Origin of the sequence: Mesorhizobium robiniae, assembly GCF_040545535.1 — a bacterium.
Lineage (GTDB): Bacteria > Pseudomonadota > Alphaproteobacteria > Rhizobiales > Rhizobiaceae > Mesorhizobium > Mesorhizobium robiniae.
Genome location: NZ_JBEPMC010000013.1, coordinates 19,051 through 42,074, shown reverse-complemented (window position 1 = coordinate 42,074; position 23,024 = coordinate 19,051). Strand labels below are relative to the sequence as shown.

Annotated in this window: 20 protein-coding genes and 2 pseudogenes; 17 read left to right on the top strand and 5 right to left on the bottom strand. The window is 57.8% G+C overall.

Features of this window, described 5'->3' with window-relative positions; genetic code table 11:
* Positions 1–14: 14 nt before the first annotated feature.
* The 11 genes from ABID19_RS28365 to ABID19_RS28315 all read left to right on the top strand — a co-directional run bounded on the left by ABID19_RS28365 (position 15) and on the right by ABID19_RS28315 (position 9,749).
* Positions 15–713 carry a hypothetical protein gene (locus ABID19_RS28365; RefSeq protein ID WP_263805048.1) on the top strand — a complete coding sequence of 233 codons (699 nt, stop codon included), beginning with the start codon at positions 15–17 and terminating at the stop codon, positions 711–713.
* Positions 710–2,701: an ATP-binding protein gene (locus tag ABID19_RS28360; RefSeq protein WP_263805050.1), complete on the top strand. Its 1,992-nt coding sequence runs from the start codon at positions 710–712 to the stop codon at positions 2,699–2,701. Before ABID19_RS28365 ends, ABID19_RS28360 begins: the two co-directional genes overlap by 4 nt.
* A gap of 86 nt (positions 2,702–2,787) precedes the next feature.
* Positions 2,788–4,602, top strand: a complete 1,815-nt coding sequence (locus ABID19_RS28355) for a hypothetical protein (RefSeq protein WP_263805051.1) — start codon at positions 2,788–2,790, stop codon at positions 4,600–4,602.
* A 228-nt stretch (positions 4,603–4,830) separates the two neighbouring features.
* Complete coding sequence (locus ABID19_RS28350; RefSeq protein ID WP_263805052.1) at positions 4,831–5,127, top strand: hypothetical protein; 297 nt, start codon at positions 4,831–4,833, stop codon at positions 5,125–5,127.
* On the top strand, positions 5,117–5,698 hold the full coding sequence (locus ABID19_RS28345) for a type II toxin-antitoxin system VapC family toxin (RefSeq protein WP_263805053.1): 582 nt from the start codon (positions 5,117–5,119) through the stop codon (positions 5,696–5,698). The genes ABID19_RS28350 and ABID19_RS28345 overlap by 11 nt, the downstream gene beginning before the upstream one ends.
* A gap of 203 nt (positions 5,699–5,901) precedes the next feature.
* Positions 5,902–6,513 (top strand): dTMP kinase, encoded by a 612-nt coding sequence (locus ABID19_RS28340; RefSeq protein WP_263805054.1) that lies wholly within the window; start codon positions 5,902–5,904, stop codon positions 6,511–6,513.
* Between the two features lie 65 nt (positions 6,514–6,578).
* Entirely contained in the window at positions 6,579–6,935 is a 357-nt protein-coding gene (locus ABID19_RS28335; RefSeq protein ID WP_354494168.1) for a hypothetical protein, read from the top strand.
* Complete coding sequence (locus ABID19_RS28330) at positions 6,932–7,303, top strand: helix-turn-helix domain-containing protein (protein WP_263805056.1); 372 nt, start codon at positions 6,932–6,934, stop codon at positions 7,301–7,303. The genes ABID19_RS28335 and ABID19_RS28330 overlap by 4 nt, the downstream gene beginning before the upstream one ends.
* A gap of 1 nt (position 7,304) precedes the next feature.
* Complete coding sequence (locus ABID19_RS28325; protein ID WP_263805057.1) at positions 7,305–8,324, top strand: protease inhibitor I42 family protein; 1,020 nt, start codon at positions 7,305–7,307, stop codon at positions 8,322–8,324.
* Positions 8,324–9,001 (top strand): C1 family peptidase, encoded by a 678-nt coding sequence (locus ABID19_RS28320; protein WP_263805058.1) that lies wholly within the window; start codon positions 8,324–8,326, stop codon positions 8,999–9,001. Before ABID19_RS28325 ends, ABID19_RS28320 begins: the two co-directional genes overlap by 1 nt.
* Positions 8,973–9,749: a thymidylate synthase family protein gene (locus tag ABID19_RS28315; RefSeq protein ID WP_263805059.1), complete on the top strand. Its 777-nt coding sequence runs from the start codon at positions 8,973–8,975 to the stop codon at positions 9,747–9,749. The genes ABID19_RS28320 and ABID19_RS28315 overlap by 29 nt, the downstream gene beginning before the upstream one ends.
* Here ABID19_RS28315 and ABID19_RS28310 read toward each other — a convergent pair whose 3' ends face one another.
* Positions 9,750–10,418 (bottom strand): uracil-DNA glycosylase, encoded by a 669-nt coding sequence (locus ABID19_RS28310; RefSeq protein WP_081709733.1) that lies wholly within the window; start codon positions 10,416–10,418, stop codon positions 9,750–9,752.
* Positions 10,415–11,563 carry a nucleoside triphosphate pyrophosphohydrolase family protein gene (locus ABID19_RS28305; RefSeq protein WP_263805060.1) on the bottom strand — a complete coding sequence of 383 codons (1,149 nt, stop codon included), beginning with the start codon at positions 11,561–11,563 and terminating at the stop codon, positions 10,415–10,417. The genes ABID19_RS28310 and ABID19_RS28305 overlap by 4 nt, the downstream gene beginning before the upstream one ends.
* A gap of 129 nt (positions 11,564–11,692) precedes the next feature.
* Between ABID19_RS28305 and ABID19_RS28300 the strand changes: the two genes are divergently transcribed.
* From ABID19_RS28300 to ABID19_RS28290, 3 genes are read left to right on the top strand one after another with little or no spacing between them, the layout of a single operon-like run.
* Positions 11,693–12,826 carry a hypothetical protein gene (locus ABID19_RS28300; protein WP_263805061.1) on the top strand — a complete coding sequence of 378 codons (1,134 nt, stop codon included), beginning with the start codon at positions 11,693–11,695 and terminating at the stop codon, positions 12,824–12,826.
* Entirely contained in the window at positions 12,823–13,968 is a 1,146-nt protein-coding gene (locus tag ABID19_RS28295; RefSeq protein WP_263805062.1) for a caspase family protein, read from the top strand. The genes ABID19_RS28300 and ABID19_RS28295 overlap by 4 nt, the downstream gene beginning before the upstream one ends.
* The gene (locus ABID19_RS28290; protein WP_263805063.1) at positions 13,965–15,299 is read left to right on the top strand and encodes a hypothetical protein; all 1,335 of its coding nucleotides are present in this window, start codon (positions 13,965–13,967) and stop codon (positions 15,297–15,299) included. The genes ABID19_RS28295 and ABID19_RS28290 overlap by 4 nt, the downstream gene beginning before the upstream one ends.
* A gap of 208 nt (positions 15,300–15,507) precedes the next feature.
* Here the strand turns inward: ABID19_RS28290 and ABID19_RS34370 are convergent.
* Positions 15,508–15,612 (bottom strand): annotated as a pseudogene (locus ABID19_RS34370) (IS30 family transposase); the annotation flags it as partial.
* Positions 15,613–15,685: 73 nt separating this feature from the next.
* Positions 15,686–16,075: a nucleotidyltransferase domain-containing protein gene (locus ABID19_RS28285; RefSeq protein WP_263805065.1), complete on the bottom strand. Its 390-nt coding sequence runs from the start codon at positions 16,073–16,075 to the stop codon at positions 15,686–15,688.
* A gap of 815 nt (positions 16,076–16,890) precedes the next feature.
* Here ABID19_RS28285 and ABID19_RS28280 point away from each other — a divergent pair.
* The 3 genes from ABID19_RS28280 (at position 16,891) to ABID19_RS28270 (ending at position 22,220) form a co-directional block, all read left to right on the top strand.
* Entirely contained in the window at positions 16,891–17,586 is a 696-nt protein-coding gene (locus ABID19_RS28280; RefSeq protein WP_263805066.1) for a DUF2971 domain-containing protein, read from the top strand.
* Between the two features lie 139 nt (positions 17,587–17,725).
* On the top strand, positions 17,726–18,640 hold the full coding sequence (locus ABID19_RS28275; protein ID WP_263805067.1) for a hypothetical protein: 915 nt from the start codon (positions 17,726–17,728) through the stop codon (positions 18,638–18,640).
* Between the two features lies 1 nt (position 18,641).
* Positions 18,642–22,220 carry a DEAD/DEAH box helicase gene (locus tag ABID19_RS28270; protein WP_263805068.1) on the top strand — a complete coding sequence of 1,193 codons (3,579 nt, stop codon included), beginning with the start codon at positions 18,642–18,644 and terminating at the stop codon, positions 22,218–22,220.
* Between the two features lie 565 nt (positions 22,221–22,785).
* On the opposite strand, the pseudogene ABID19_RS28265 reads toward ABID19_RS28270, so the two are convergent.
* Positions 22,786–22,956: pseudogene (locus ABID19_RS28265) on the bottom strand (S-(hydroxymethyl)glutathione dehydrogenase); the annotation flags it as partial.
* Between the last annotated feature and the right edge of the window lie 68 nt (positions 22,957–23,024).

The following is a 23,024-nucleotide window of genomic DNA, read 5'->3' as shown; positions in this document are numbered from 1 at the left end:
GGGGCGCTTCCGGTATGGATATTTTGATCGAAGGGGAGGGGCCGGAGGGCGAGACTTCGCCGCGTTCACGAGCATCGCGCGAGCCGAGCTACAGGCATCGCGACGCGCTTAGGTTGCTCTTCATCTTGGTTGCGGGTGGCGAAGACGTCGCCAAACCCACAGAGGAGGCCGTGAAGGTCTTTCGAGCCGAGAAGCGTTTGATGGCCATGGATTTCCTTGTCCGTTATCCCGACTATCTGGGTGACGCCCTGCTGGATCTCTACGAGGAAACCCGCGAGCCCGAGCTGCTGGAAGCGGTTCAGCGCATCTTCCTCGACGACGAGCCTTCCGTCAGAATGGTGCGGATGGTCCGCTGGCGGCACGGCGCCTACCAGAATGTCGAGGATGCCCTTGCCATGCTGAGCTACTACGGCCTGACGAGACCGATGCAACTCGCCGGTGATGACGGCAAGATTCGTCGGTACGAGTACCTCATATCGTCGAAGGCGATCTCGTTCCTGGACAGGTGCATTAAGGATCACCCGGAGTTGGAGTGGTATCGTGATCGATTGGCTTTGATCATGCGGGTTGCCACCGGCAAGAGCGGTTCTGCGCTGAAGGAATGGCAGTATGAGCACCCGGAGTACGGAAACACCATCCAAGGCGACGTTATACCGACCATCCGGGAGCAAGTCGAACAACGCCTGGTCAAGATCATTGGATTAAAATCATGAGAAAGGAACAGACCATCGAGCCGACCGAGTCCGGCTGGATCAAGGCCATCGCCGAAGACAGCGGCAGTTCGGAATCGGATGTGCGTACCGTGCTGCTCAAGTTTGGGGTTCGCGCGCAGACCACGCCGCCCCGTGCCAAGAGCCTTCGCTTCGACAGCATCAATTTGAGGGGCGTTCGAGCCGGGTCCGAGCGCGACGGACCGTTCGATCTGTCCTGGTCGGATCTGGGGACCGGCATCTGGGCGGTGATGTCCGAGCGCAATTTGCGTGGAAAGTCGTCCATCCTGAATCTGCTCCAAGCCGCAATCCGCGGCGACTTTCCCGGCCGGGTTAAGCCTGACGTCTGGAAGTGGCTGGAGATTATTGAAATCCGGTATCGCGTCGATGAGGTCCTGCATCGCCTGGAATTGCGCAAGGCGGCCGGCGAGGAGAAAGCGGCGGAGGGTAGGGCAATGCTGAGCCGGAGCGACAGCGACGGTCAGTGGATCACGCTCTACGAAGGCGACTCCGGGGACGGGCTGAAGTCGCAAACCGAGCACCTGATGATGGAGGAGCTCGATTTTCCGTTGATTTACGCCCACAACAAGACTACGGGCGGTCATCCACATGGTTGGCCACTGATAGCATCGACGTTCTTTCTGTCGAGCTCAAACGAGCCTAAGGCACTGTTCGGCGACCTTCCCATCGACGGGCTCCCCCTTCGCCTGCTCCAACTGTTCATCGGGTTGTCGTGGGTCTCCACTTATAGCGCTGCGTTAACCGCGCAGAAGCAGGTCGAGCAGGGGCTGATCAATCGGCCGAACCAATCCGGCGTGAACGCCGTGCTCAATACCAGGCTTCTCGAGGTTGACGGCCAGCTCGCCGAGGCGAAGAAAGCTCATGGTGCCGGAGACCGCAGCGCAAAAAGACTGGAGCTGGCGCAGCTCGACGACGAGACCGCAATCAATAGGAAGACGGCCGAGACCGCCCGGGTCGCCTTTGAGACAGACACGGCGACCGTCGCATCCGTCTCAGCCAGCTACGACGACGCGCGGCGAAGGCTTAAGCAGCTAGAGGACGAGCGGTCGGCAGGATATTCGTTTCGTCAGCTCAGCCCGACTTGCTGCCCCGCCTGCGAGGCGGCCTTCGGGAAGGCCGCGCCGGGGGTTGAGCACGGGGATGGCAACACCTGCGCCTTGTGCAAGAACGATCTGGCGGTCCACGAAGACGACCTGGACAATCATCACATTCAAGACGCCCAGACCTTTGTAGAGGAACTGGCAACTTCTCTCCAGATCGCCAAGGCCAAACTCAAAGCCAGCGAGAAGACAGCGAGGGATGCGACCGAACAGCTCCGCGCTGTCATCAGCAGGGTGCGAGACCTCCAGGAAGTCATCTCCACGTCACCGGCCGATCCCGAACTCGTCGTGGTGCAGTTGGAAGCCCAAGCCCGGCAGCTTCGGGAACTACTGGCCTCCCTGCAATCGCCTGCCAACGACGATACCGAGACGCAGGGCGAACTCAAGATCCTCTGCGCCGCTACCGAAGTCAGCAAGACGTTGATGACCGCTATGCAGTCGGACGTCCTGAACGCGATCGCCGATTCGGTGATGGCTCTCGCCAAGAAGTTTGGTGTTTCCCACGTCACCAGCATGCACCTCGATGCCGGTGGGAAATTAAAGGTCCACCAAGGCGGCGCCGATATCTATTTCAGCAATCTGACGATGGGCGAGAAACTGCGCATCAAGATCGCCATCTCGCTGGCGGCGGTGGAGGTGGCCAAGCGTCGTGGGCATGGCCGGCATCCAGGCCTGCTGATCATTGACTCGCCGGCGTCGGAAGAGGTCGTGAACGAGGACTTCGAACAGATGCTCGACAGTGTTGCCTCAGCTGCGAAGGACATCGGAGGCGTTCAGATCATTATCGGCACCATTGCGCGCAAGGCGGTAGAGGCGGTTGTGCCTAGCGATCATCGACTGCACGCAAAGGGGGATGGGTACCTCTTCTGACTGGCGGAGCGACGGAAGACAAATTTGAGCTTCTGACGACGAGCGGTTGGGCGATCTCAGATCCGGGAACGGCACACCAGAACGAGTTGCTGGCCGCGATCGAAGGCCTGCCTTCCGAAACCGATCGCGCCGACGTGTTCTGCTGGCTGACCGGTTGGGTGACCGATGCCGCCGTTCAGCGCGCGTTGCTGCGGCTACTCGAGCGAGAGGACGACGCCACCTTCATTGCGGAAATGGTCGACTGCCTCGATGAACTGCCCGCGATACCGCAGGCTCTCGGCCGCAGCGCCTGGGAGATCTTCCGCAGCCGTTTCGAGCCCAGGTCTGAGCATGGCTGGATGCGATCGCAAGCGTTGCGCGGCGCCCTGGTCGTGGCGCAGGGCGATCCCAGCTTGGTAAGGCGCCTGCAGTCGTACCTCCTGGACGTCACGGTAGACGACGACAGCGCCTATCTGCGTCACGTAGCGAAGGTTGCGGGCGCCATCCTGCGCCGATACCCCGACGCCGATTTCCGGGACCTTCTCTCTCGGTTGGTCAAAGTCGACGCGGCATCGGACGAGGCCGCACTCGAGTTGGGGCTCGATCGGCTGCAGGATGGGTTGCTGGCCAGAACCCACGATGCACTAACTTCAGCGTTGGCGGCCGCCCAGGATTGGTTTCGCCGTTCGCTCGCCATGAGCGAGGGACGTTCGGATGCCGCGCTTTATGAGATCTGCACGTCGGTCCTGATCGATGTGCAGGCCAGGGGGCTGCATTCCGAACTCACACTCGATCTGCCGAAACTTCGGCGCGCCGCCATAGAGTACTCGGCCTATGCCAAGGATCATCACTCTGCGGGATCATGGCTCATTACCTCATCCCGCGAGCGTTTCTGCTGGCTGTCGATGGCCACCAAACTGGCCATGATCGCTCACACGTTCACGAAGGGCATCTGGCTGCAAGCGGCCATCGTGATCGAAGACGAACTGCTCTCGATCTTTTTTGCCAGCGAGAAGGTGTTCTCCCGATCCGATGGCCATGGCGTCGATGTTCTCGGACGGGAGGCGCTCGTCCAATCGCTGCGCAAACGACGATACTACCTGCAGACCTTGGATCAGTGGCTCGCCGAGAACGCGGACAGCGATCTGGCGCTGAATGTCGGACAGCTACGCGACACGGTGCAGCAGTCACTGGCCGGAGCCATCCATCGCAGCCCTTTTGACGAATCGACTGAACGCTGGCTGGTCGATGTCCTCAAAAAAGCCGGCCTCGACGCAGCTACAGCCGAGATGACTGCGGCGCAGTTCGATGTGGGAATAGATCGCAATCGGCAAGTGGCCGAGCTGTGGGCCGCCGTCATGGAGAAGCTCTCGGACAGTCCCGATTACCAGCGCGACTATTCCCGAGCGCTGCTGGAACACATGTGTACGCTCATCGTGCGTTTTCTCGATTTTCGCGCCAACGTTGGCAAGAGCACCGATCCGTCTGCTGAGTACGTATTTCGGCGCGGCGCCGATCTGCCGGTCGAACACGACCTTCAACTGGATTTTCTTAAGTTCCTCACGACGTCGGACGCGCCATCGTTTCGAGCCGAAGCCCGCGATTCCGGTGGCGGCCGCGCCGACATCGCTATCCAGTATCGTGGCGTGAAGTCGGTCGTCGAGGTGAAGAAGGACGACAACGTGCCCGACAACGCCGCCCTTGCAAAGCGATATGCTGGTCAGGCAACAGGCTACTTGACGACTGGTGTCCGTTTCGGTTTCCTACTGGTGCTCGACCTTACGGATCGGAATGGCCATCAACCGCACATTTCCGAGCAGATTAGCGTAGAGCGTAAGGTGCCGGAGGGATCTGAGGTCGAGTACCATATTGTGGTGGCCAGGATTCAGGCCAAGCGCAAAACGCCGCATGACTTGCGGTAATCGGCCCATTGATGTTGTCATCGACAACGTCGTCTTGCAAAACTGCTGACCTTTCCAGCAGACGGTCGTGGCTTTAAGGTCCGTTGCCGCTGACATGGCGGCCGTCTGTGACGCGCCGGCCTCGGTCTCATATTGACCGGCGCCGGGATCACCCCCGCGACCGACCTCGACTACCCCTTGCATCTATGTTGAACGTACACTATGTTATGTTCAACACAAGAGGCTGGCATGGGCGCTCAGATCCATACTACAACAGACAGCGAAGCAACGGTCGCGCTGACCCGCAACAAGCTCGTCCTCGAACAGGCGAGGGCCGTTGGTCTCCTTGGCTCCGCTAAGAATACGCGTCTGTCGGGGCGCGTACCGTCAGAGCTGATCGACGCGGCCAAGAAGCGGGCCCACGTCACGTCGGACACCGAGTTGTTGGAGCTTGCTCTGTCGCGGCTGGCGCTGGAGGATGATTTCGGGGCTCGCCTCGTCAAGCGCAAAGGCAGCATTCCCTCGGATATCGATCTTGGGATTTGATCTCGCCGATACCCTTCGATCATTCAAACCGCAGAAACGCCTTGGGACGCTCGTGCGCCGGTCCGATGACGATCTGCCATGGGTCGACGACGAGCCTATTATTGGCGGTCCATTGTTTTTGGATACGACCGTGTATCTGGATGTCCTCCAAGGCCGATCACCGGCAGAGGTGGATAGGCTTCTGACGTATAGGCTATGTCATCATTCGGCTGTGTGCCTTTCCGAGCTGACATACGCATTCGGCCGATTGGATCCAAAGCACACCTCAACGAAGATCGCCCTGGAAACGATCCGGGCGACAGTCGCGGATATACCCGAGCACCGACTTCATGCCCCTGACTCTGCCATCTGGGGGCAATCCGGCATCCTCGCCGGCCTGCTTTTCCGAATGAGCAATTTGCCAAAAGGCGAAGGTCACGAACGCAAGTTCGTCAACGACGCTCTGGTTTGCCTGCAGGCGCGGCAGCTAGGTGCGAGTGTGCTCACGGGAAACATTCGGGACTTCGACTTTCTTTCCCAACTTGTACCAACGGGGCGAATTGTCCTGTATCGAACACTAGAAGCCTCGTGATTCGCATGAGTTCGGCGGCCTCAGAATACCGCGTGATCTTCCGCCAAAAATTCGGACCAGCTTCTAAACTGCGGTTAAACCTTTCGCCGTATCAATGGCCGCTGGGTATGAAAGCCTCGACTGCGACGCTGGCGTTTTGCTGAGTTTGACGGTTTAACTAGATGCCATTCTGCTTATCTATTGGCCGGTACATGGGGTCGTAAATGTATGGAAAATTATTTTTTATCGAGGGTCCGGACGGAGTTGGCAAAACGACGACGATCGATCTCTTGAAGGTCGCCTTAGTGCAACGATCTGGCCGCTTTGAGTTCTTGAGCTTTCCGGGGAAGGCTGAAGGCACCCTTGGCGCAGTCATTTATCGTATTCACCACGATCCGGCGGCATTTAGAATAGCGACAATGAGCGAGCTCTCGAAGCAGGCGCTTCATGTTGCTGCTCACCTTGATGCTATCGAACGGCTGATAGTGCCAGCGCTGAAATCCGGGACACATATCTTCCTCGATCGTTTCTGGTGGTCGACGCTCGTCTATGGCGCGGCCGCTGGTGTCCATCAAGCCGGTCTCCGAACACTCGTGGAAGCCGAACGACTGGTCTGGGATAAATTTCAGCCGGCACTTGCCATTCTTCTCGATCGGGATCAGCCAATCGACCGTGATGACGAGATCAGCAGTTGGTTGAAGCTGCGTGACGCTTACCGGAGTCTCGCGCTCGAGGAAGGTTCTCATTATCCAGTGGAAATTGTCTCAAATATGCGGACGCCCGTAGAAGCAGCTTCGGCGATCGTCACGCTTATCGATAGGACGCTGGAGAAATGATGTCCGAATTTCAGACAATAACTGTTGGAAAAACAGACGAACTATGTTAGGCGTTGGTGACATCCTTGGAGGACCGCGCCTTGCCAACCGATCCGAACACCAAAGTCAAAGTTCCCCCCTATCCCCTCGAGCACGTTCAGGAAACGCTACTTGCTGAGCTCATCAAGTCCGTCAAGGATCTGGCGGAATTTGAAGGTGTTCTTCTTCCAAAATCTCAAAAAGAGCTGATCGTAAAGGCGATCCATATCGATTCCCACACCGTGGTCGAAATTCTCTGCGTTCTTGACGAGGTGGTCGGCTTCGAGGTTGGGCAGGCAGCTGTGCGACCTGGGGGATATGAATCCATCCAGGAAGCCGTCGATGATGTAACAGCCCGTATGGCCAAGCTCTGGAATAAGCATTTTGATGGGGCGGTCGCATGAAAGGCCCCGCCAACCACGAAAAGCCGGACGAGGCCGAGCGCCTGGTCATCGCCGACAAATTGCGTCAATCCAGGGAATATATCGGACTTAGCCAGGACGAAGTCGCCAGCCGCCTTAATATTCCGCGGAGCGCTCTTTCCAACATTGAAACCGGCCAACGCAAGGTCGATGTCATCGAGCTTCGAAAACTCGCCACACTTTACCGGAGACCGGTAAGCTACTTCACGAACGACGCCGACCCATCGGACATTTCGGGCCCGGTGCGCCATTTGGCCCGCACTGCATCCAAGCTGTCATCAAACGACCTTGAGGAACTGAGCCGCTTCGCAGACTTTTTGAAGAGCCGCTCTTCGATCGAGGAAGAGTAGGATGACAGCGATCGAAAACGCCATTCGAAAAGCGATGGCCGCCGCCGGTCGGCTACAGAACGATCTGGCGATTCGAGACAGGATCGAACGCGCCAACGGCGCTCTGAATGGCCAGATCGACGTTTTTGGCGTCATGGCACATCTCAACCTGCCGCTCATCTTTCGCCCCTTGGAAGGTCTGCTCGGAGCATTCATGAGCGAGCCGGTTCCCGGAGTGCTTGTTACCACCAAGCGTCCGCTCAGCGTGCAACGGTTCACCGCGGCCCACGAGCTCGGACATTTTTATCTCAAGCACAGGCCAAGCCTTGATGACGATTCGATCCTGCGCCGCAGCCCCTTTGCGGCTTCAAGGAATACAAATCTTCAAGAGGTAGAGGCGGACGCGTTCGCCGCGTCATTTCTCCTGCCTCAATGGCTGGCACTCTTTCATTGTAAGCGACACGGCTGGACGAAGCCTGATCTTCCCCATCCTCGAATCGTCTATCAGTTGTCTCTGCGGGCCGGCACGAGCTACTCCGCTACCTGCTGGACGCTTGCCCGTTATAATTTGATCAGCCGTTTAGATGCAAAACGCCTTGCCGACATAGAGCCCAAGAAGATTAAAAAGGGGATCCTCGGCGAGGTGGAGCCGGCAGCATATTATGGTGATGTCTGGGAGCTGAGCGAGGCAGATAGAGGAGAAGTTCTTCACGGCGGCCCCGATGATCTTTTTGTGATGCGCCTGGAGGAGAACGCCGGCGCCGGCTATCTATGGCGTGTTGACGAGCTGACGCCGGATGCATTCGCGGTCAGGGAAGATGTCCGGGAGGTGACCGGGGAGGAGAACGCAGGGGGGCCTGTCGTTCGAAGGATCGTCGCGCAATCTGTGAGGCAGCAGCAAGGCACGATCCGGATGACGGAAGCGCGGCCCTGGCAGCCTGGCAGCGTTATCAATGACTATACGCTCGACGTAGATCTTAATGGCCCTGAAGTCGCGGGCTGGTCACGTGCGGAACGTCGTTTCCGACTAGAGGCCGCGTAATGTCGAGGCCGTCGCTCACCCCTGACCTGCGCAGCATGTTTGGAGAAGTGCGTGATCAGGGCGTGCGCCCAACATGCTTGGCTTTTGCTGTGAGCGATTGCCATGCGGCGGTTCGCGACGGGTGGGATCCACTTTCGGCCGAGTTTGTCTTTTACCACGCGCAGAGGCGTGCAGGCCTGCTGCCGAACCAAGGTGCGCTCCTATTGCACATCCTTGAAGCGATCCGCGACGACGGACAGCCTCCCGAGACAAGCTGGCCCTATCTTGCAGACTTACCTGCGGACCTGAGCCATTGGGGGCCGCCGGTCGTCAAGACTAAGTATTTTCGAAACTTCGAGCGCGGTCCCGGGTCTTTTGACGAGATCCTTGCGAATTTGCTGGGAGGATCTCCGACCGTAGTAGTGCTGTACATCGGCGAGGCGTTCTACAACCCTGGCGGCCAAGGAATTGTCGCAGGCTATCCTGGCGAGAAAGATGTCACCCGTCATGCCGTTATCGCGGTAGGCGCTGGGGTCGTTGGAGGGCGACGGGCTCTGCTCGTGCGCAATTCCTGGGGACTGTTCTGGGGTCTGAATGGCCATGCGTGGGTTACCGAGGATTACGTTTCACAGAGATTGCGCCGGATCGCGGTGCTGAAGGAGGAAATCGGTGTATCTGCCCATCAAAACGCAGCCTAGCTGTGCGTCTGCTTGGCTCGCGGCCGTCACTGCCGTCGATTCGGCCAGTGGCAGCCACGATGCACAAAACGTCATCGTGGACGTCGCCAACCCGACAGTCATGAGCGACGCCGACCTAGAGGTTATCTCCCTTGTCGATGAGTACCTCCGGGAATACGATAGGTATCCTGTAGAGACAGTCGCCAACACCATCTTTCCGCGCTCCCTATTCTTGAGACATAAGGCTCCCGCCTTCTATGACGTTTACCGAACCAAGGTTCTTCCGCGCATCAAAAAGGGCGATTGGGGACGATACTTCGATCGTATGATCACCTTTCCGCTGCAGAAAAAGGGAAAATACCTCAATCCCTTGGACGAAATGGTGACGAAAATGCGCGATCAAGTTGCATCCGGCAGGTGTTTCCGTAACGTCTACGAGATCACTATCTACGATCCCATCCGTGACGCCGGTCCTCTGATGAACAGACAGTGCCTGAGCTTCCTAAGCTTCAAGCTTACGGATGGGCCCGAACGCAAGCTTCTGCTGACGGCGATGTACCGCAATCACTACTACATCGAACGGCTTCTGGGAAATCTCATCGGCCTCGGCCGCTTGATGAAATTCGTTGCAGACGAGGTGAAAGTCGACGTGGGAAGCCTGACGATCGTTTCGACCCATGCCGTGGTCGACTGCCCGTCGGACAGGGAAAGCCTGAGTGACCTCCTTGATGAGGCTCGAGCGACGGGAAGCCTGAGAGAAGCAGCCTGATCAGAGAAGGTGCAGTTGTGTCTGCGGGACCGCTCTACCCCGAACGCTGTAAAACGTCTCCAGTGCACCTATGAATTCATTCTGTCCGCCGTAACTTGGATGCCGTACCGCTGTTGCGGCCAGATCAAGATCGGCGAGGGCGGACTGCGCGTCGCGGCCGATTGCAACGAGATGTTTTGGTCTGAGGGCGGCGATCAGACTTTCAAGCAGGGGCTTGCAGGCAAGCCTCTCGCTTTTTGTATGGCAGCGGTTGGTCATCGGATCCCCGGCTGCATGAGGATGGAAAGGAAAGACGTTCCATAAAAAAATCGGCTGCTCGATCGATCTCAGCATCTGCCAGATGACCGTAGCCGTTCTCTCGGCAATCGGAGGTCCTTTCGTTGCTCTGTGCAACGGCGCTGTGCCGAGCAAATCTGCGTGCCAATCGAGATGCAATTCATCAGTTAGCGCGAGTCCGGTGCGACGACCACCTCGATAGCCAAGATCGCGGGCGATCCAGAATGAATGAACACCCCGCGCTAACGCGGCATCCAGAACCGCTTCGAGGTTCCTGCGCCGGATCGCCGGCGCTTCGTCGGTATCGAAATCTGGGCAAGCGTCAACATACGGATTGAACGCGTTTTCGAACCTGTACGAGGCAAGTTCTTCGACAAAGGCTGCAGCTTTCATGGCACAAGCTCCTGCACGGTCATGCTCCTTTTGTCTAGATCGAGAACCAGCCGTCCACGACGATGTTCCTTGAGATAACGGTAGGCCGAATTGCCCGTCAGGATGGCCTGTTCCCAAAGCCACAGAGGGCAAGTTTCGGACTCGAAGCCATGAACAAATCCCTTGACCGTCTTCAGCAAGTTTAGATCGACCTCGTCTCGGTTTTCAAAGAAGCTGTGCTCCTTCGCACGCGAAAAAACGTAGGCCGCTACGCCTTCCTCAACGATGATCGCTCGTAGGCCGTCCTCGCCGTCGTCCACTTTGGTTTTGCTTTTCCGTTTCACCTTCAGAAGCGCCCGTGTCACCGGCGACCACCCCAGGACGGCTGCGTAAGCATAGTGGAACGCATCATGGAAACGATAGAAATCTTCGACGATGTTATTGTCGGTAAGCCGGTCACCAATATTGACGCCGTTGCACCGCTGGTACACATAGGCTTTCTCGCCGCTCGGCCGCTCGAAGATCTCAATCTCCAGATGGCGCGGCAATTGCTCCTCCGGGAGGAAGTCGATGTCGAACAAAGCTGGCGGCGTCCGTTCGAGCGGCCATTTGTCTCGTGCCTTCAGAATATTGCGAACGGCGGCATCGCCCAATGTCACGCCAGCTTCGGTGGCGGCATCAATAAGATTTCGGAAAATGACCGACAACTTGCTGAGAAGTAACGGTCTGTCCGTTTTGGAAACAGCTTCGCCGTGCTCGTTGGCGAGATTTCCAACAGCGTTTGCGAGTTTCAGAAGGGTCCGTGATACTTCGGGGGTTGGAAATGGGAGTCGAAGGCTAGGTTGCGGCTGTAGCTGCGCGAAGGTAAGCGGCCCATCGCGCGAATGACGGAAGTCCGTTGCCAGCTCTTCGAGCGAAATATCCGCCTGCGCCGCGATGATCGCCAGATACCAAAGCGCATCCCCGAACTCCTCGATCACACCGCGTTCATACGAGTCGTATGCGTTAGCGTCTCGCTGCTTTTTCTTTACCTCGCTCAGGAGACTGCCGGTCTCTCCGAACAATCCAAGGATGGGCAAACCCAAACCGGTCGCCTTGCCGTGCGTTTTGTCTGTCGTCTTCGCAGCAGTCTGGTAATCATTCAGCGTAATCGTAGAACCGTCCATCCCCGAATCCTCCCTATGAAACGAGGGTGACAGACTATTCAGGAAATAGGAATCGGAGACTTTGAACTTGTAGGTGCTGTGGCTTGCGGGCCACAGGCTTTCAGGTTAATTGCAAAAGGGGATAAGGGAATGGTGCAGGTCGTTTTTGTTCACGGCGTTGCCAACAGAAAATCAGACGCCGGTTTCGACGCGAATGTGGCGATTCGTGATCGCCGGTTCAAGGAACTCGCGTTTTCGTCAGCGGACTTCACAATCCGCAATCCCTATTGGGGCGAGTTTGGCGCCGACCCTCAGTGGAAGTTGGCCTCGGTCCCGAACTTCGATGCCGATTACCAGGCACTTGGTATTGGTGCCGCTTTGGCCCAAGGCGGTGGTTCTCAAATACTTGAAGCCGCCCGAATCGATTTTGCCGCCGTGGTAGGGGCACTTTCCGTCGCTGCAATCTCGAACCCAAACGAGGCGCCCGCTCAGGATATTGAACTCTTTTGGATGAGAGTAGCCAGATATGCTGCAGCCCAGCCAAAGCCTGCATGGTTGGGCACCGTAACTGACGACGCACAGTTTTGCGATCGGCTGCGCAAAGAGGCCGAGGCTGGCGCCGCCATACAAGCGCTGGGATTTCTCGATCAGGTGAAAGCCGCAGCCGACAAAATAAAGGGCAGCGCTTCCAATCTCGTCAACGGCCCGTTCGCCCGGGCTGGCCGGGAAAAGATCACGCCGGGTCTCGCTATCTTTATCGGGGATGTTTTTCGGTACCTGCGAGAAAACGACGCTCGCACTCAGATTCGTAAGACAGTTTCCGAGGCGATTGTTGCCGCGGGCAAACAGAGAAAACCTAACGAGCCATTCGTATTGGTCGGCCACAGCATGGGCGGCGTAATCCTTTATGACCTGCTCGCGAGCAGCGAAACTGTCGAGGGCTTTTCCGCAGCCATTGGGACGAAATTCGCCGTCGATCTCTTTCTTACCGTTGGCTCACAAGTCGCGCTTTTTGAGGAAATGAAGCTCTATGAGGCAAGCACCTCCGAATTCTCGGGGCAATCCAGATCGGTACCGAGGCCAGAGGCGGTCAAGAACTGGTGGAATGCCTTTGACAAGATGGACGTGCTTTCCTTCATCACATCGCCGATTTTTGAAGGCGCCGAGGATTTCTCCGTTGATACGATCGCAGGCGTGCTTGACGCTCACGGCGCGTATTTTTCCAGCACGATGTTTTACACCCGGCTGAACGCTCGTCTGAAAAATATAGGGCTTGCGCCGTGACGACAATCTACCTTCGGCTAGCTAACGCACCTCAGACCCACGCATTCATCATCGGATGTGGCCGCTTTCCGAGCCTCAGCGCCAACGGATCGGCCGACAGGCTGGCGACGACCGCTGGTGCACGCGCTATCGTCCGCTTCCTCCTTGATCGGGCCGACAGATTGATCGCCCCTCTCGGTTCGATCGAGGTGTTGTTGTCTGATCCGGCTCTAGTCGCCGGCCAGGATACGCTCAGCCTGGGCATCGTGGATCACGATCCTCGGGTCGACGATGTCGTTCAGCCAGCCAACGAAGCCAATTATCACACGGCCGGGGATCGCTGGATCGGACGATGCCGCCCAGGCGATCATATGTTTTTTTATATTGCGTCGCACGGCGTGACGGACAGCGATACAACGGCCGTTGCCGTGTTGGAAGATATACGCTCCATCAATCACAGACCATGGGCGCAATCGATTAACATCACGCAGCTGGCGTCGGCGTTGCCAACTTTGCAAGCCGACGGCTGTTGGGTCTTTCTGGACGCCTGCCAGGAAGTCATTCCGGCTATATTTCAGCAGATCAACGGAGCGCAAAGCCCAGCTCTGATCACCCCCGATATTACCGCGCTTACTAGACGGCGGACAAGCTCGGTTTCGCTAGCCGGATCCAGGCTCGGCACCAGCGCTTGGGCTCCGACCGATGGAGCTCCGCCTTTCTTCACACAGGCCTTGATCGAAGGCTTAAGTGGAGCAAGCGTCGAATTCTCCAATCCCGACGGCTGGGTGGTGACCGGACAGCAGATCTTATTTACACTAGGTCGTATTGCAAATGCTGCCCTCAACAATACCGATCTGCAAACAGAATCTCTTACGCAATTCAACAGGGATGTTAAGTTGCTGAGGGTACCACACCCGCAGATTCCCGTCGTCGTACGAACGGCGGTCGAAAGCCACATGATTGCCGCGGTGTCTGTCACGGCGAATGATGGAAACGGGCGAATTTTTACCAAGAACGACGCTGAGATGGCGTGGAGGTTTCGTGTCGATCCCGATCTCACGCGCTACACAACCTCCGCGCAATTCCCAGGCGGGAATCCCTCGTATCAAGATCAAGTCTTCACAGCCGCTCCTCCCGCCCAGATCGTGGAGCTCGTGGAATGATCGACGATCCTGATGTGCACAATGTCCGCATCGTCGGGCTAGCGCATGTCCCGTACCACTTCCGCTTAATCGGTATGAAACGTGAATTAAGCGGGGCAGATCTTCTGAGCAACAAAGACGGAGTTGCGGAGACGCAACTGCAGGCTGGGACATTTTTGTGTTACGCGGAAGATCTCACGACAGGGGCCTTGACGACGACGAAAATCGACATTGTCGGCGGCTTGGACCCTTTTATCGTCGAACTAGGCGAGAAGCCGCGACGAACGCCAGTAACCTCTAATTTTCGACCAAGCCGCATTCAAGCGTATGAGTCATTCCGAACGGCGTCTGCGGTGCCTATCGACATCGACGAAGACCTTGTGCCAGTGGTCTCCCCCAACTTGGCTGAATATGCCGCGAAGCAATTTTCGAGCGCCACTACGCCGCTCACTTCACGTTTGGAAAAGCGGTTCTCAATTGGTCTTTCGATCGATCTTACTTCGGCTCGAAGGGGAGGGTGGCGCGCTTTTCAGCGAGTCGAGGGCCTCCATCCGCGGAAGGACGGCAACCAGATCATCATCGATTTTGGTTCTCTAGCGTTTCGGCCTAAGGAGCGGCTGCGTTTGAGCGTCGGCATTGAAGGCGACCAAGTCTGGCAAGTTAACGTGCCGCTGTTCGAGACGGGCCTTAACGCAGAAATCGCATTAGTCAAATCCGGCTTCGGTCCAGAGCTGGCGTTGCGCTTGGTTGCACCGGATCCCAGCCTCTCGTTGGTACTTGCTGGTTCGAGCGGATCGTATCCAGGCGGCTTGGAAAGAATTTCCGGTTTTCAGTCGGATCGTCGAGGAAAGCTCGACGCCGACCCGTGGACAGACCTTTCTTGGGCTCTTGCCGATATCAGGGCGGGGGCTGTCCCTCGGCTGCCGGGTGAAGGGCCATGGCCTTGGAACAAACATGACCCGATAAGCGATGGGTATGTTGTGTGGGCCTGGATGATTGCAGCAAGCGCCGACAAAACCTCACTCAGTCTTGATCAGCGCTGCCTTAACACGTTGGTGCAAGCCCGCAAGCTTGGGCGGCCCTATTTCTCGGCCACAAGTGAGTTGGCGGCCGAAATGTTGGAAGCGCTGGCACTGTCATCAATTGATTCTGCAATCCGCGCGAATGCGAAGTACGAAGCTGCAATATGGAGCCGCCGAGGAAAGACCAAGCTCAAAACCGGACCATTCTATGCGTGGGAGCGCCCAGAACGAAACCTGCAAGCTGGCAAACTGCCTACTGGGAACTACAGAACATTGGCTTCGGGCCGCCTTCGCAGTGATACTTTGGACCTCGAAAAGGTTCTGGAATAGCGGAGAGCTGATCGTGGCTTCGGGATGGCGTTTCGAGACCTGATGTTCGAGCGACCGAAGCCCCCTAACTTCTATGGCTTTAAGCAAATGCGCCATTTTCTCGATGGGCTGCTCGCTGGGTCGTGACTCTAACAATGAGCTGGGCTCGACGTTCACGCTTGTGAGTTCTCGTTGAAGTGCGACCTTGCAGCGAGGCAGGTTAGCGCGTTCACCGATTAGCTGACAGTATCTTCTGACGGAAGACTTCGGCCGGTGTTCTGAAGCCGAGGCATTTGCGGGGCGTCGAGTTGAGATGGGCGCACACCTGGTGAAGGTTGATGAGCGCTCCGTCCTCGACGTTGGTGCTAGCCATGATTCTGAGGGATTGGCGCGCATCCATGAGGAGGTCAATGTCGTCCGTGGATGTGACCCACAAACACTCCGGCCGCCGCCTCATAGGCATAGATCGCATTCGTTCCCGCAATGCGAATGCCTCCGCCGAGAAGACCGGCATCATCGATTGCCCTGATAATTCGTGCGGCGAGGAGAGGGACACGTCCAAGTCTGAGCGCTCGATTGACTGCGGATTGGCGCTCGATCTGCTCCTGTCGCGCGGAGAGCGTTTCCTGGGCGGATGCGCGAGCTTCTTCCCAACCCGCTTTCTGAGCTTCGGTCGCTGGTGAGCGACGTCCTTCGACCTTCTGGCGCCGTGCACTGGTGGAGTCGTAGTAGCTTCGCATCAGATGATCGATGCCATTTACGGTGTGCCAAACGAGCGATCCTCGAAAGCTCTTCACCTTTTTTGGGCTTCCTTAAGCGCTGCGAACCGTTGATCGGAATTGATCTTTTCGCGACGTTGGTCGTTATTTAATCCAATTAAATCAATCATATCAACAGTAATCCAATGATTGTATGCGGACTGTTGCAAATTACAATAAGGCAGGGCCACTCCTTGCAACAGTTTCTCAAACATTTAACCGACACTGTTGATGTTACTGAATCAGTTGCAATTCATATGGGACCCTTTCGAACCTGGAGGGCATCGCGTTGAAAGCACGCTTCGGCATCGAGACCCATTCCGAGTTGCGGATCGAAGAACACCGCGCCACGGCCTTCCGCATGGAGGAAATTGTCGAAGGCGACGGCAATCTGCCGCGCCCTTGGTCTATCGGCCTTGGCCGACGAGGAGCTTCTCAGCCGCGCCGTCGATTATATCCGCAGCCAGGGCATCGTCATCCCCGACGAGTGCTTTCCCATGTCGCACCGTGCCATGGGCACATATCGCGCTAACCGGAATGAAATTGACCGCCCCCTCGAACGCTTCAGGCCGATCTGCCTATCTGCGCTAACCGCTTCAATCCAAACAACTTCAAATTCCCTTAGCGGCATTGTAGAAATGCTCACGGAGCCCCTTACCGAAAATTTGCGATAGGTCCACGCTGTTTGTTTAACTGGCCAATGCCATGCGGATAGCTGCCCTCCGTTCATCCGTTAGGTCCATGCTTTCGGGGGCATTGCAACCGCCACGACCCACAAGCGGTCATTCACTGCCTTCTCCCGCGGTCATCGCAGCCGTGCTATGTCGCAGTCACGAGGCGGGGGAACGGCACACGTGGCGCAGTTGAAGATCTATGCAAAGCCATCCAATCTGTACCGTTATCGGCCTTTGGGACCGAAGGCCGAGCAGGAACTGAATGCACTGGTCGGCCACTATATTTACTGCCCTGCATTCTCCGTCATGAACGATCCTATGGAGGGCCTATATCGCCCATCGGCACGGTTTACGCAGAACCCATTAGGAGAGAAGAGCGCCGCGCGCGTCCACGATGCGTTGCAGAAGACGGGGATTGCTTCGTTGTCGGAGGTCTTCGATCACGAACCGATGTGGGCACATTACGCCGATCAGTTCGCTGGCATGTGCGTGCAGTACAACGTCAATCGGCTCCTCAAGGGCCTGGACACGAAGATTGCCCTGACGAGGATGATGTATTCCGAGAGCGAACCTGTGCTGCTCAACGACAAAAGCCTTGCGGTAGACCGTGCGCGGTTGTGCCTCTCGAGCAAAACTGTCCGTTGGGCAAGTGAACGGGAGTGGCGTCTGTTCAAGGACAACCAGGGCGAGGCACACTACCGAGATCCCAAAACCGTCACCAAAATCTTCCTCGGGTCGCGAATCGGCGAGGCGGATGAAAGCGCTGTCCGCGCTGCTTGCCGAGCGCTGGGGGTGCCGGTCGTAAAGATGGCGATCGACGCGTACTCACTCACATTTAGATCGGCGCTGACGATCAGGCGCAAGCCCTCGCCGTAAGGCAGATAGGCAAGCGCGCCTACAGGGAGCCCTCCCGGCATCTTCCCGAAGGCGTACACACGATATACACAGCTCGTCGCAGCCTTACGCCAACGGGGTTTGGTCTTAGTGGGGCTTGGCAGATCGGGACAAAGCTAAGATGATTCGGTTTCTCAAGCTGCCGCAGCCTTTTCTGAACGGCTGGCTCGTAAATCAGCCATTACCGGTCCCAAATCCTAAGTACCGGCTGCGCGTGTGGCGAGAAGACCATGCGTCCTTGGCACCGCTGAAGAACGAACTGATCGCCTATGTGCAAGAGGCGCTTGACGACGCCCGCAAACGCCTGCGATCCGGCTTCGAAGACGATTTGTCACCCTTCAACGATCCCGTTCATGACCCCGCCGCAAACTACCCCGCGATGCTCAATCAAGCCTCCCTCAAAGGCTATTTCGGTGAAACGCTCGCAGCGCTTGCGGTCGAACATTTTGGGGCCATCGGACATCCGGACTGGCATGTCCCAGCGTTGCTGTTCCGGTTTCACGATCAGGAGTTTCAACATCTTGAGCTAATCAACGAGCGACTGTTGGCAGGCGTGCCGCATGACCCGGACGCGGTCGCCGAACGCCGCCCAGGTCGAACGGGCGATGACGGCTTGGCATTTAGGATCGACGCAGCAGGTGCGATTACTGACATTCTCACACTGGAGGCCAAGTGCCTTACGGTGAGCAATAACGCTACCATGAGCGAAGCTCACGCGAAGCTGGTCATCGGAGGGAATCGCCCGAGCGGCGTGCGCGAGCTCATCAACCTGCTGCAGGAGTATACGACGCCTCACGCAGAATTCTGGCAATACGCCCTCCTGCAGTTTTACCGCGAAGGGTTTAAAACGGCGCATCGGCACGACGGTGTCGTCTATGCCGTCGGCAATTCGCCAGTCGTGCCGGCGACAAAGATCAGCTGGCTGCCACACGACGCCCCCCACCCCGCATACACCTTGCCACGCAATCTAGAGGCTATGGAATTCCAGTTTGAGAATCTCGATGGTGTGATCGACATCGTGTACCGGGGCGGCTGAGGTGACCCATCCCGCAACAGTGGCGATGGCCGCCGGAATCCGTACGGTGCTGGCGACCCAGGCCCTGACGGGAAGTCAGGCCAGGCTCTACAGCCAGCGCTTGCGCAGAGACATGGGCCGCGACGGCCTTGCGAGCTTTTCCGGAGGCGACGTGGTCGGCTTGCTCGACGAAGCCATGCTGCTGCTCGAAAGTGGCTGGCTCGAACGGAGTGCTGACCTAGCATCGCCATGGCGCACCGCCATCAAGCGCGCGGCAGAAATACTGGAATGGCTATCGCAGCCTGATCTGAGACCGAAAGGTGCACCGCTGCATCTGCTGGCCGCTGCCGCGTACCAATTGGCAGACTTTCCGGCGATGGCGATCGGTCATCTCCGCCTGCTTCCCGCTGAGGAGCCGTTGTCCGAACTGCTCCAAAATTTCCTGCGCGCTGATTTTCCTGCGACGTTCGAGGCCACGCAAAGCTTCTGGAACACTCGGCAATCAGCTTCGCACAGGAGTGGCGATGCCCCGGACCTAGAGAATGCGACGGTCCAGCATATCATTATGTGCGTGGGCACCATTTGCGCGCATTTGCGCATGGGCAGCGACGTGCCGGTAGAGCGGGCGATCATCAAGTTGGAGCGCCTTGCGGTGAGCTATCTGCATAGCCGTGATCCCTTTTCCTATCTCCTCGCGCGGCTGACAGCGGCAAGCGCCCGGCGGTTCGTCGAAACGAGCATGTGGCCCCAGATCGAACAACTGCGTTTTGTTTCGAGTGCCGCCGCCGGCGCTGCCCTAACGCAGTTCGCGCGGTCGGCCTATATCAATCGCCGCGCGCTTGTCTGGCCGGCTCAGGCTGTTGGAATCGAGCGGTTACGCGAGAATACTTCGTTCGTCCTGTGCACACCTACGGGTTCCGGAAAAACGACGGTGGCGACGCTGGGCGCCGTGCAGGGCCTGTTCGCGGATTCTGGAGCGGGTGTCACTAACCCGCCGACGCTCGGCAACCTGGTTCTGTATCTCGTCCCGTCACGTGCGCTTGCTGCGGAAGTTGAGGGCCGCCTCACGGAAGATCTGCGTGGGATTTCGGCAAGTCCCGTGGTGGTGACTGGCTTGTACGGTGGCGTCGACTGGGGCCCGACCGACGCTTGGGTCCAGACCGATCAGCCGACGGTGGTGATCTGCACGTTCGAGAAGGCGGACGCGCTGCTGCGCTACCTTGGCGTCCTGTTTCTCGCTCGCGTGCGCACCGTCATCATCGACGAGGCGCATATGGTCGATCAGGATACGACCCGACTCGCCGGCTTGCAGGACGGGTCTTCGCGCTCCTTCCGCCTTGAGCAGTTGGGATCGCGGTTGATGCGTGCCCGCAGCCAGTTCGATTTTCGGATCGTCGCACTCTCCGCCGTCGCGGCACGGGCGGCGCCCGCGCTCGCACGGTGGATCACCGGATCACCAGACGCTGAACCGATCGCTTCGAGCTACCGTAGTACACGACAAATGTTGGGGCGACTCGAAGTCAGCGACGCCGGGCAATGCACAATCCGTTACGACCTGATGGACGGGCGGTCGCTGAAGTTCGAAGACATGACGCGCGCCGATACGCCATTCGTCAGCGACCCGTTCCCTCCCTCCCCGCCCGGCCTCGAAGGCGATGACGGGCCGGAGCTAAGAATGCGGGCGCCAACGCTGTGGGCGGCGCTCAACCTCGCAGCACGGCGTCCGGATGGTTCGACCCCCTCGGTGCTGATATCGCTTACCCAAAATGCCTCCGGCTTTGCAAAAACATGCGTAGAGCTGATGGATGCTTGGCGGGATTGGCCGCTTCCGGCGTACCGCGCGGTCAATCTGGAAGACGGCGCCTGGATCCGATGCCTTGCCGCCGCCGCGGATTACTTCTCAGTCAACTCGGTCGAATATCGCCTGCTGGCACACGGCATAGCGCTCCACCACGGCAAGATGCCCAGCCTGCTCGCCCGGAGGCTGAAGACGGTCATCGACCGCGGCTATATCCGGGTAATTATCGCGACGTCGACGCTTTCGGAGGGCGTCAATATCCCGGTCAACTATCTCCTTATCCCAAGCGTCTATCGAGCCGACACGCTGCTGCCATTGCAGGAGTTCAGCAATCTGATCGGTAGAGCCGGCCGGCCAGGTGTAGCTACCGAAGGTAACGCGCTCGTGGTCTTGCCGAGACGTACCACCGAGACCAATCGATACGGCCAAACCGTGTATTCTTACAGCAGGCAGTGGAACGGATATGAGCAACTCATCCGCGACCTAGAATCGGCGACAAACGCTGCCGTGTCGCTGGTGCCGGACGACCAGGCTTCGAGTCCGCTGCGCCACCTGCTCGATGCCTTGCGGACGGCCTGGATCGCATTGACTGGCGGCGAGAGCGAAGACGAGTTCCTGTCTTGGCTTGATCAAACGGCCGTTGAAGCCACGGAGTTCTCGGAGATTCCGCTCGCGCATGAGTATCTCGACTCGCTAGATGCGTTCCTGATCGCATCGATCCAAGAGATCGAGGATTTGCTATCGATCGAGCTTGTCGGTCCAGCACTCGAGACGGAGCTGACGACGATCTGGCGTCGCACCTATGCCTTTGCAGCCTCGCGTGGCGAAGCGCAGCTGGCTGCAGTTTGGCTCGCACGGGGTCGTGCCATCAAACGACATTACCCGGAGGTAGGCGAACGGCGCCGTCTCTACCGGACCAGCCTGTCGCCGCGATCGGGTCGTATACTCCTCAATCGGGCAGAGGCGGTACGCACGAAGCTTGGCGAAGGGAAGGACTACGCCCGGTGGAGTGCTGAACAGCAGCTTTCTTATGCTCAAGGCGTCTTGGCGCTTCTGTCAGAAGTTCCGTCCTTCGAGATCAAACGGACCCTTGGCCGCAAGAAGAACTTCGACGACTGGCCAAAAATCCTGCGGTGGTGGCTGGCGAAAGCGACGCTAAGCCGGCAGCCCAAGCCTACTGAAATTACCAATTGGTTTTCGTTCGTCGCCGAAAATTTCATTTACCGCGGCTCTTGGGGGCTTGGCAGCGTCATTGGACTTTTGCTGGATTCGAGCGATGGTAGACAGCCGATCCGCGCACTCGAGATCGCAGATTGGCCACGTACCGGCCTGCCTTGGATCGCCTTCTGGCTGAAAGAGTTGATCGGGTGGGGCACGCTCGATCCCGTGGCGGCATTCCTGCTGGCCCGGGGCGACGCGTTAGATCGCCCCCAAGCGGAATCAGACGCCAAACATTATTACCAAGCACGTGCCGAGGAAACGGACGCTAATGCGCTGCTGGATCCAACGGCAATCCGCGACTGGGTAGACGCGCGCGCGCCCGTTCGTTTTGCCCGAAGTCCCCAGCACATCGCGACTGTCGAGGTTGCGCTCGTTCGTCCATCTGCGGACTTCCGGCGGGCGCGGCTAGCGGTGTCGCCTCTGGCCAATGCGGCAGCCCTCACCTGGATCGACCCGGCCGGATATGAAGTCGCGCGCTCGGCAAAGCCTGTTGGATGGGACGACGACCTTTCGCGGTATCAATTCGAACTCGATGTCGCCTCAGCAACAGTCAGTGGCGAGCCATATCAATTGCACCTGTAACAAGCAGCACTTTGGCTGCCAGATTGGCGACGGTCCCACAGCCGCAAATGGGATAGGTGCAATTGCCAAGCACCAAAAATAGCGGTTTAGCCCCCGAGAGTTAGTTTAGTGAGGCGGCAAAACCAGTGGATTGCTCGATAAACGAATGGTGGCCGAAATTATTGAACTTGCCCCCGAAAGCGGACAGGCTGCTTTCCACCAGCGATGGTCAAGGTTGACCGTTTCGCGGCTAGCCAGAACCGACATTAACGAAGGGCCGCTTACGAGATTGTGTATCGCGGCCATGAAGGTCGCGAAGGCGGCGCGAAGCTGACTTCCGGTGGCGAATCGAGCCCAATATCCCCGTCATCAATGTTCATGATTTGTGCTTCGAAAGTCGCATAAAAAGGCAGTGTGGAACGAACGTCGAGGCTGGCGAACGAGGCGCAATTCCCATGTTCAGTTCGAGCAGATGTTGGTCCAACTCCTTATCCGCAGCCGTCAGGCGATGATTCAGGCGGGAACAACATCCCTTCCAAGCGATGCTCGGTAACACGAATGTCGTTAATCGGAATTGGCACTAGTACGGAAACAGGCCTTCGGGATCGGCGCCCGACAGCGTGAACTCGTCAGTGTGACAGATGCCGGTCGCCTTGATCTCGACTAGCACTTCACCATCACGCGGGCCGTCGAGTTGCACGGTCATGATTTCGAGAGGCTTTCCAGCCTGAACAGCAACAGCGGCGCGTACGTCCATATACAAATTCCCCCTGGTATTGTGCTTGCGAGAAAAATTCAGCCGTAGCCGTTGTGCGTTCTGCCCGC

Bases quoted from the DNA above. Each gene is read 5' to 3' on its own strand.
- ABID19_RS28325 (WP_263805057.1), top strand. From the start codon at position 7,305: ATGACAGCGATCGAAAACGCCATTCGAAAAGCGATGGCCGCCGCCGGT.
- ABID19_RS28365 (WP_263805048.1), top strand. From the start codon at position 15: ATGGATATTTTGATCGAAGGGGAGGGGCCGGAGGGCGAGACTTCGCCG.
- ABID19_RS28300 (WP_263805061.1), top strand. From the start codon at position 11,693: ATGGTGCAGGTCGTTTTTGTTCACGGCGTTGCCAACAGAAAATCAGAC.
- ABID19_RS28275 (WP_263805067.1), top strand. From the start codon at position 17,726: ATGATTCGGTTTCTCAAGCTGCCGCAGCCTTTTCTGAACGGCTGGCTC.
- ABID19_RS28310 (WP_081709733.1), bottom strand. From the start codon at position 10,418: ATGAAAGCTGCAGCCTTTGTCGAAGAACTTGCCTCGTACAGGTTCGAA.
- ABID19_RS28360 (WP_263805050.1), top strand. From the start codon at position 710: ATGAGAAAGGAACAGACCATCGAGCCGACCGAGTCCGGCTGGATCAAG.
- ABID19_RS28305 (WP_263805060.1), bottom strand. From the start codon at position 11,563: ATGGACGGTTCTACGATTACGCTGAATGATTACCAGACTGCTGCGAAG.
- ABID19_RS28330 (WP_263805056.1), top strand. From the start codon at position 6,932: ATGAAAGGCCCCGCCAACCACGAAAAGCCGGACGAGGCCGAGCGCCTG.
- ABID19_RS28340 (WP_263805054.1), top strand. From the start codon at position 5,902: ATGTATGGAAAATTATTTTTTATCGAGGGTCCGGACGGAGTTGGCAAA.
- ABID19_RS28350 (WP_263805052.1), top strand. From the start codon at position 4,831: ATGGGCGCTCAGATCCATACTACAACAGACAGCGAAGCAACGGTCGCG.
- ABID19_RS28290 (WP_263805063.1), top strand. From the start codon at position 13,965: ATGATCGACGATCCTGATGTGCACAATGTCCGCATCGTCGGGCTAGCG.
- ABID19_RS28320 (WP_263805058.1), top strand. From the start codon at position 8,324: ATGTCGAGGCCGTCGCTCACCCCTGACCTGCGCAGCATGTTTGGAGAA.